The following is a 7,553-nucleotide window of genomic DNA, read 5'->3' on the forward strand; positions in this document are numbered from 1 at the left end:
GAAGAGTGAAGAACCGGGGGAGGGAATCCCCTTTTTTCAAAAAGGGGTTCCCTCCCCCGGTTCTTCACTCTTCTCCTTCTCCTCCTCCACCATATTATTGATCTTGCACGCGGCGCAGGCGGCGCCGAAGCCGTTGTCGATATTGACGACGCTGACGCCGCCGGCGCAGGAGGTCAGCATGCCGCACAGGGCGGCGAAGCCGGACAGGGCGGCTCCGTAGCCGACGGAGGTGGGCACGGCGATGATGGGTTGGGGGAGCAGGCCGCCGATGACGCTGGCCAGCGCGCCTTCCATGCCGGCCACGACGATGAGCACCCGGGCCTTGCGCAGGGTATCGAGCCGGTCGAGCAGCCGGTGCAGTCCGGCCACGCCCACGTCGGCGACGATGTTGGCGTGGCTGCCGAACATTTCGCAGGTGACGCGCGCTTCTTCGGCCACGGGCAGGTCGGAGGTGCCGGCGGTGACGATGCCGATTTCGCCGCTGCGCCAGTCGATGGGGCGGCGGATCAGGGTCAGGGTGCGGCCCAGGGTGTTGTGCTGCGCCTCGGGGCAGGCGGCGAGGACGCGCCGGGCGGTTTCCTCGGGCACGCGGGTAGCCAGCACGTTGGAGCGCGCGCCCATGCGGCAAAATATTTCGGCCACTTGGTCCGGGGTCTTGCCGGCGGCGTAGACCACTTCGGGCAGGCCGTTTCGAAGCGGCCGGTGCAGGTCGATGGTGGTGTGGCCGAGTTCCAGGCTGGTCAGGTCGCGCAGCCGCGCGATGCCGGCTTCCACGTCGATGTCGCCGGCCTTGACGCCGGTCAGAAGCGCTCGCAGATCGTCTTTGATATCCATGGAATATAAGCGTCAGGACGTTTTCGTGTCCTGGTTCGGTTGTGCGTTGAGGCTGCCCATGCGGTAGCCGGAAAGATCCACGGTCACGTAACGGTAGCCGAGGCGTTTGAGTGTGCCGTCCACGTCGTGGGCGGCGTTTGCGGCGACGAGGGCGGCGACGTGGTCCGGGGCCACCTCGATGCGGGCCAGTTCGCCGTGGCTGCGAAGCCGTGCCTCGGGAAAGCCGATACCCCGCAGGAACTCCTCGCCCCCTGCGATGCGCGCGAGTTCCGTTTCGGTGACGGTAACGCCGTGGGGAATGCGGGTGAGCAGGCAGGCTCCGGCCGGCCTGTCCCAGCCGGGCAGGCCCAGTTCCCGGGACAGCCGCCGGATATCGGCCTTGGCCAGCCCGGCGGCAAGCAGCGGGCTTATGATGCCGAGTTCGCGGACGGCCCGCAGGCCCGGCCGGTGATCGCCCAGGTCGTCGGCGTTGGTGCCGTCGAAAACGTTACCCAGGCCCGACGCGGCGGCCCTGTCCACAAGGCGGCCGAAGAGCAGCCGCTTGCAGGTGTAGCAGCGCTCGGGCGGGTTGTCGCGCAGGGCCTCGGGAAAGGGGATGTCCAGGATTTCGTGGCGCGCGCCCATGTCCCGGGCCGCCCGGGTCGCGGCCGCCACATCGTGGCCGGGGGTATAGGGCGTGCGCAACGTCACGGCCAGGACCGCCTCCGGGGACAGCGCGTCCAGGGTCGCTCGCAGGACCAGCAGGCTGTCCACGCCCCCGGAAAAGGCGACGAGCGCCGTTCCGTAGGATCGCACGACGGCCAGCAGCCGGTCGTAGGCGTTTTGCGCCGCCACGTCAGGCGTCCTTTGCCCGGCAGCGGCCGATGAGGGCGTAGACTTCGGCCAGGGGAATGTTGTGCTCCCGGGCCAGGGCGCGGCAGTCCTCGAATTCCGGCTTGGACCGCAGCACCGTGCCGCCGAGCAGGGCGTTTTTCAGGCGCACCGGCCCAAGGGGTGTGGGGAGGGTGGTGAAGGTCGTGGTGAGAAACGTTTTTTTTAGCGGCAGGCTTTTGATGCCAAGGGTCGTGGTATGGCGGAAAAGCAGTTCCATGAAGCGGCCTTCGTCAGCGGCCGCGCACAGCAGCGACAGGCAGGTGGCCGGGCGGTTTTTTTTCATGATGATGGGCGTGAAGTGCACGTCCATGGCCCCGGCCTCCATGAGGGTGTCCATGGCCGCGCCGAGGAGTTCGGCCGTCATGTCGTCGATGTTGCACTGGAGCAGCCGCGCCTCGGACACGGACCAGTCGGAGGCGTCGGCCTCGGCCAGGTGCACGCGCAACAGGTTCGGCAGTTCCGTCACCCGGTGGCCGACGCCGTAGCCGGTCTTGGCCACGGTCATTTGGGGGGTGACCGTGAACCGGTCGGCCAGGGTGGCCACGATGGCCGCGCCGGTGGGGGTGGCCATTTCTTCCTGCACGGCGCCCCGGGTGGTGGGGATGCCGGTCGTGATTTCCACCGTGGCCGGGGCCGGCACCGGAATCAGGCCATGGGCGCAGCGGACAAATCCGCCGCCGAGTTCCACCGGCGAGGCCCAGACCGCGTCCACGCCAAGGGCGTGGAAACAGATTGCCGCGCCCACGATGTCGACGATGGAGTCCACGGCCCCGACCTCGTGGAAGTGGACTTCCTCGATGGGCTTGCCGTGCACCTTGGCCTCGGCGGCGGCGATGCGGCCAAAGATGGCCAGACTGGTGCGCCTGACGTCCTCACCGAGGCCGCTTACTTCGATGATGGCCTCGATGGCGGCCAGATTGCGCTGCCCGTGGTCGTGATGGTGCTCATGCCCGTGGTCATGCTCGTGGTCATGGTGCTCGTGCGCATGGCCATGCTCGCCGTGGGTATGTTCATGGACATGCCCGGGCTGGTGGTCGTGGTCCGCCGGCTGTTCCCCGGCCAGCTCCACATCCACCCGGGTGCCGGTGATGCCGTTTCGGGCATCGCGGGTCACGCGCAGGGAAAATTCCGTATCGAGCCCCAGCTTGGACAGCTCGGCGCGCAGGAAATCGGGATCGACGCCCAGGTCGATCATGGCGGCCAGATTCATGTCGCCGCTGATGCCGGCCTGGCAATCGTAGTAGAGGATACGCATGGCGGTATTCCGATGATGTTCGCGAAGTCCTTCAACTTCTTTTTTTAATCGCACACTTCAAAGAAATGAAGAGTGCTCTGTAATACTTCGAAAGGCAAAAAGTTTAGGAAGGGGAGAGCGCGAGAGGGGAGAACCCTTTTCCTAAAGGGTTTCCCCTCTCGCATTCTTTTCCTCTTCCTCCCTCTCCCCCTGCTCTTTATGGATAACTCTGGCCGGTGGGGCGGATCATGATTTCGTTGACGTGGACGTGCTGAGGCAGGGTCAAAAGCCAGCGGATGCCTTCGGCGAGGTCTTCGGGTTCGAGCAGCTTGCCCATCTTTTCGGCGAACTTGGCGAAGTCGTCGCTGTAGCCGGCCACCTTCTGGAAGCCGGAGAGGACCACGCCCGGCATGACGGTGGTCACGCGCACGCCGGCGGAGCAGATCTCCCGGCGAAGCGCCTCGGCCATCCCCGAAACGGCGAACTTGCTCGAACCGTAAAAGCCGCTGACGGGCGAGATGTTGCGCCCGACCACGGAGCTGACCACCACGATGTCGCCCGTGCCGCGCTCCTTGAGGTAGGCCCCGGCCCGGCGCATGAGGTGGGCCGCGCCGAGCACGTTGATCTTGTAGAGCGCTTCCCACTGGGACTCGTCGCTGGTGAGCAGGCTTCCGGCCAATCCCCGGCCGGCGTTGACCACCACGATGTCGTAGGTGCCGCCGCTTGCCTCCCAGGCCAGGGCGGCCGCGAGCAGGGCGTCGATGTCCTCCACGGAACCGGCGTCGCCAGCCACGGGGAGGGCCTTGCCGCCGGCTTTGGCGATTTCTTCGGCCAGGGCGACGAGTTCCTCGCGGCGTCTGGCCGCGAGCACCACGTTGGCCCCTTCGCCGGCCAGGGCCAGGGCGGTTTCCCGGCCGATGCCGGAGCTGGCCCCGGTCACGATTGCGGTCTTGCCGGCAAGCAGCATGGGACGCTTCATCGGGCTTTCGTATGGCATGAGGCAACCTCCTCCGGACGATTGTTCCGAATGGCTCTAAACGTTGGTCAGCCCCTCGTGGGCCCGGACCTTGAAGAGTTTGAGGGCCATGGCCTTGCGCTCTTCGACGCGGTCGTCCTCCATCTCGGCGGCCACCTTTTCCAGGGTCTCCGGGATGGGCAGGTGCTGGGGACATTTTTCCTTGCACTCGCCGCAGGCCACGCACTGGGAGGCGAATCCCGGGTCGCTTGCGCCGATGACGCCGCTGACGCTGACCACATACTGGAACTTCGAGCCTTCGACATCCCCGAACATGTGCAGCTTGTTGTAGGCGTCGAGGCACTTGGGAATCTGCACCCCGGCCGGGCAGGGCATGCAGTAGCCGCAGCCCGTGCAGCCGATCTGCATCAGCTCCTTGTACGTAGCTCCGGCCCGGTCGATCATCTCCAGTTCCGCGAGGCTCAAGGCCCCGGCCGTGGCCGTGTCGGCGATGGCCAGGTTCTGCGCGACTTGTTCCTCGTCGTTCATCCCGGAGAGCACCACCGTCACCTCGGGATGGTTCCATACCCAGCGCAGCGCCCATTCCACAGGCGGCCGCCTGGTTGCCGCCTCGTCCCAGATGGCGGCCACGGCCGGCGGGGCGGGCTGGGCCAGGCTGCCGCCGCGAAGCGGTTCCATGATGATGACGCCGAGGCCCTTTCCTGCGGCATACTGAAGGCCTTCGGTGCCGGCCTGGAACTGCTGATCCAGGTAATTATATTGGATCTGGCAGAAATCCCAGTCATAGGCGTCCACGATGCGCTTGAAATCCGGCAGCCAGCCGTGAAACGAGAAGCCGGCGTTTTTGATGCGCCCGTCGGCCTTGGCCGCATCCAGGAATTCCCGCACGCCCTTGGCCGCCACGCTGTCCCACAGGTCGCCGTCCAGGGCATGGACGAGGTAGTAGTCGATGTGGTCCGTCTTGAGGCGGGTAAGCTGGGCGCTTAGGTAATGGTCCATGTCCTCGCGCTTTTCGATCATCCACGACGGCAGCTTGGTGGCGAGATTGACCTTCTCGCGGTAGCCGTCCTCGAGGGCGCGGCCCACGAAGGGCTCGCTCGCCCCGCCGTGGTACGGCCAGGCCGTGTCCACGTAGTTGACGCCCGCGTCGATGGCGTTTCGGACCTGACCGATGGCCCGGTCCTCGTCGATTTCACCGTCGGCCATGGGCAGGCGCATGCAGCCGAAGCCAAGGATGGACAGCTTGTCCCCGTTTTTGGGCATTTTCCTGTACAGCATGCTTTTTTCTCCTTTCGCCGCCTGCGGCACAGCGGGACCTCGCGTCCCGGCCGATGGAGGTAGCATGGATTCAATACTTGAGCCGGGAGCGTGAAAGAACGCCTATTTCTGCTCTTTTCTTGCCTGATTCTTTCATGCTCGCCAGAAACGTCATGGGATCGTCACTGTTTTCCGGACCGGCGGCTGCCAAAGGCCTCGATGCCGAGGGCGGCCAGGGCGCAACCCGCGCCAAGCAGCGACAGGCCCCGCCAGCCGAAGCGGGCAAAGGCATGAGCCCCGACGGCCGAACCCAGCGCGCCCATGGCGAACATCACGGTCATAAACACCGTGTTGAGCCGGCTTCTGGCCGTGGCGTCCAGGGCGTAGACCCGGGACTGGTTGGAAATCATGGCCGCCTGCACGCCGATGTCCATGAGCACGATGCCGCCGAGCAGCGCGGCCCAGGAGGCGGGAAAGCAGGCGAACAGGAGAAACGAGGCCGCCACGGCCCCGGCCCCGCCGATGATGATTTTTCCCTGTCCGCCGCCCAATTTGTCCGAAACCCAGCCGGTCAGGGGCGCGGCCAATATTCCGGCCATGCCGAGCAGCCCCAGCAGCCCGGCCACGGCGCTGCCTTGGAAAAAGGGCGGCTGCTCCAGATAGAGGGCCACGTCGGCCCAGAAGGCGATAAACGCGGCGAAGATCAGCCCCTGGGTCAGCCCGGCCCGGCGCAGCACGGCATGGGTGCGGAAAAGCCCGAGCAGCGACAACAGCGTTTTCCGGTAGCTCAAGGGGGACGTCGGCTCGGACCGGGGCAGGCGCACGGCCAGAAGCGCTGCCATGCCCAGGCAGGCTATGGCGGCCAGGGCGAACATGGCCCGCCAGCTCACGTATTCCGAGACCACGCCGCTTATGGTCCGGGCGAGCAGAATGCCCGAGAGCAGACCGGCCATGACCACGCCCACCACCCGGCCGCGCTGGTGCTCCGGAGCCAGGTGGGCGGCCATGGGCACCACCTGCTGGGCTACTGTCGAAAGAACGCCCAGGCACAGGCTGGCCGCGATCAGGATGGCCAGGCTCGGCGCTGCCGCCGCCCAGGCCAGGGACGCGGCCAGCCCCAGCGTGGTGATGACGATGAGCCGCCGTCGTTCGAAACAGTCGCCGAGCGAGGCCAGAAAGAGCAGCCCGACGGCATAGCCCACCTGGGTCAGCACGGCCACGGTCGCCACCTGCTCGGGGCCCACGCCGAATTCCCGGGCCAGTATGCCGAGCATGGGCTGGTTGTAGTAGATGCTGGCCACGAACAGCCCGGCCGCCGCGGCCATGAGCAGCACCGTATTTCTGCCCAGCTCCGGGGCCAAAGCGTGGTCGGCGTTTTTTCCCACAATCTTGGTCATTATCCCTCCTATCGGCCAAACCGGTCGACCATGGCACTATAAGCATCGAATGTGGGGGGAAACATGTCCATTTCTGCAAAGAAGTTGCCCAATCCTGCCGCTGTCGGCATCCACTCGGGGCAAAGGGGGGCATTTGCCGTCCCGGGCGCAAGCGCTTACAGGTCGCTTGGGCGCGAAACCGTCGCGCCGGGAGGACCCCCACGCATGGGTGAAGGAAACGACATGCCGCCGGCCGATGGCGCGCGGCTTATCGCCGTGGGCGATATCCACGGCCAGGCCGACGCGTTGCGCCGGCTTCTCGACGACCTGCCGTACCGACCGGGCACGGATCGTTTGATTTTTCTGGGCGATTACATCAACCGGGGTCCGGACACCCGGGGCGTGCTGGACATGCTGACCGATATCGCCCGGCAGGACCCGGGCGCGATTTTTTGCCTGGGCAACCACGAGGAAACACTGCTGCGCTACGCCGACGAGGGCGAACCCGAGGACCTGCGGCTCCTTCGCGGACTCGGCATCGAAACCACCCTTCGCTGCTACGGCGATCCGCCGGCGGCGTCGCTTGTCGGCCTTGCCTTCCTGCCGCCCGAACACCGGGCGTTTCTGCGCGCCCTCGTGCCCTACGCGCGCATCGGCGACACGCTCTTCGTCCACGCCGGGCTACCCGGCGGGCTGCCGCCCGAGGAATGCCCCACCGACTGCATGCTCTCGGTGCGGGGCGCGTTTCTGACCGGCCCCCTGCCGCGCGGCCTGACCGTGGTCTTCGGCCATACCACCGCCCGCACCCCCCTCGTCGCACCGGGCAAGATCGGCCTGGACACCGGCGCCGCCTGGGGCCGCGCACTCACCGCCTGCATCCTGCCCGACATGGAACTGCGCCACGTGTTTATTTGAGTGTGCCTCCGGCGGCCAGGAGGGGCGTTGCCCCTCCTGGACCACCCCACCGGGGGGCCATGGGCCCCCCGGTGGGGTGGTCCAGGAG

Annotated in this window: 7 protein-coding genes; 1 reads left to right on the top strand and 6 read right to left on the bottom strand. The window is 66.6% G+C overall.

What is annotated here, in order from left to right; genetic code table 11:
* Nucleotides 1-36: 36 nt before the first annotated feature.
* The 6 genes from larB to ACMZ6R_RS19600 form a co-directional block, all read right to left on the bottom strand.
* Nucleotides 37-834 carry a nickel pincer cofactor biosynthesis protein LarB gene (gene larB / locus ACMZ6R_RS19575; RefSeq protein WP_416114633.1) on the bottom strand — a complete coding sequence of 266 codons (798 nt, stop codon included), beginning with the start codon at nucleotides 832-834 and terminating at the stop codon, nucleotides 37-39.
* A gap of 12 nt (nucleotides 835-846) precedes the next feature.
* Nucleotides 847-1,668, bottom strand: coding sequence for an ATP-dependent sacrificial sulfur transferase LarE (larE, locus tag ACMZ6R_RS19580; RefSeq protein ID WP_416114634.1), 822 nt, complete (start codon nucleotides 1,666-1,668; stop codon nucleotides 847-849).
* A gap of 1 nt (nucleotide 1,669) precedes the next feature.
* On the bottom strand, nucleotides 1,670-2,962 hold the full coding sequence (larC, locus tag ACMZ6R_RS19585; RefSeq protein WP_416114635.1) for a nickel pincer cofactor biosynthesis protein LarC: 1,293 nt from the start codon (nucleotides 2,960-2,962) through the stop codon (nucleotides 1,670-1,672).
* 196 nt (nucleotides 2,963-3,158) lie between these two features.
* Nucleotides 3,159-3,938 carry an SDR family oxidoreductase gene (locus tag ACMZ6R_RS19590; RefSeq protein WP_416114636.1) on the bottom strand — a complete coding sequence of 260 codons (780 nt, stop codon included), beginning with the start codon at nucleotides 3,936-3,938 and terminating at the stop codon, nucleotides 3,159-3,161.
* 36 nt (nucleotides 3,939-3,974) lie between these two features.
* Nucleotides 3,975-5,195: an aldo/keto reductase gene (locus ACMZ6R_RS19595; protein WP_416114637.1), complete on the bottom strand. Its 1,221-nt coding sequence runs from the start codon at nucleotides 5,193-5,195 to the stop codon at nucleotides 3,975-3,977.
* A gap of 161 nt (nucleotides 5,196-5,356) precedes the next feature.
* A complete protein-coding gene (locus ACMZ6R_RS19600; RefSeq protein ID WP_416114638.1) occupies nucleotides 5,357-6,571 on the bottom strand; it encodes an MFS transporter in 1,215 nt (404 codons plus the stop codon).
* A 204-nt stretch (nucleotides 6,572-6,775) separates the two neighbouring features.
* Here ACMZ6R_RS19600 and ACMZ6R_RS19605 point away from each other — a divergent pair, with 204 nt between their 5' ends.
* The gene (locus tag ACMZ6R_RS19605; RefSeq protein ID WP_416114639.1) at nucleotides 6,776-7,465 is read left to right on the top strand and encodes a metallophosphoesterase; all 690 of its coding nucleotides are present in this window, start codon (nucleotides 6,776-6,778) and stop codon (nucleotides 7,463-7,465) included.
* Nucleotides 7,466-7,553: the final 88 nt, after the last annotated feature.

The organism is Solidesulfovibrio sp. C21, assembly GCF_047785625.1.
GTDB lineage: Bacteria > Desulfobacterota > Desulfovibrionia > Desulfovibrionales > Desulfovibrionaceae > Solidesulfovibrio.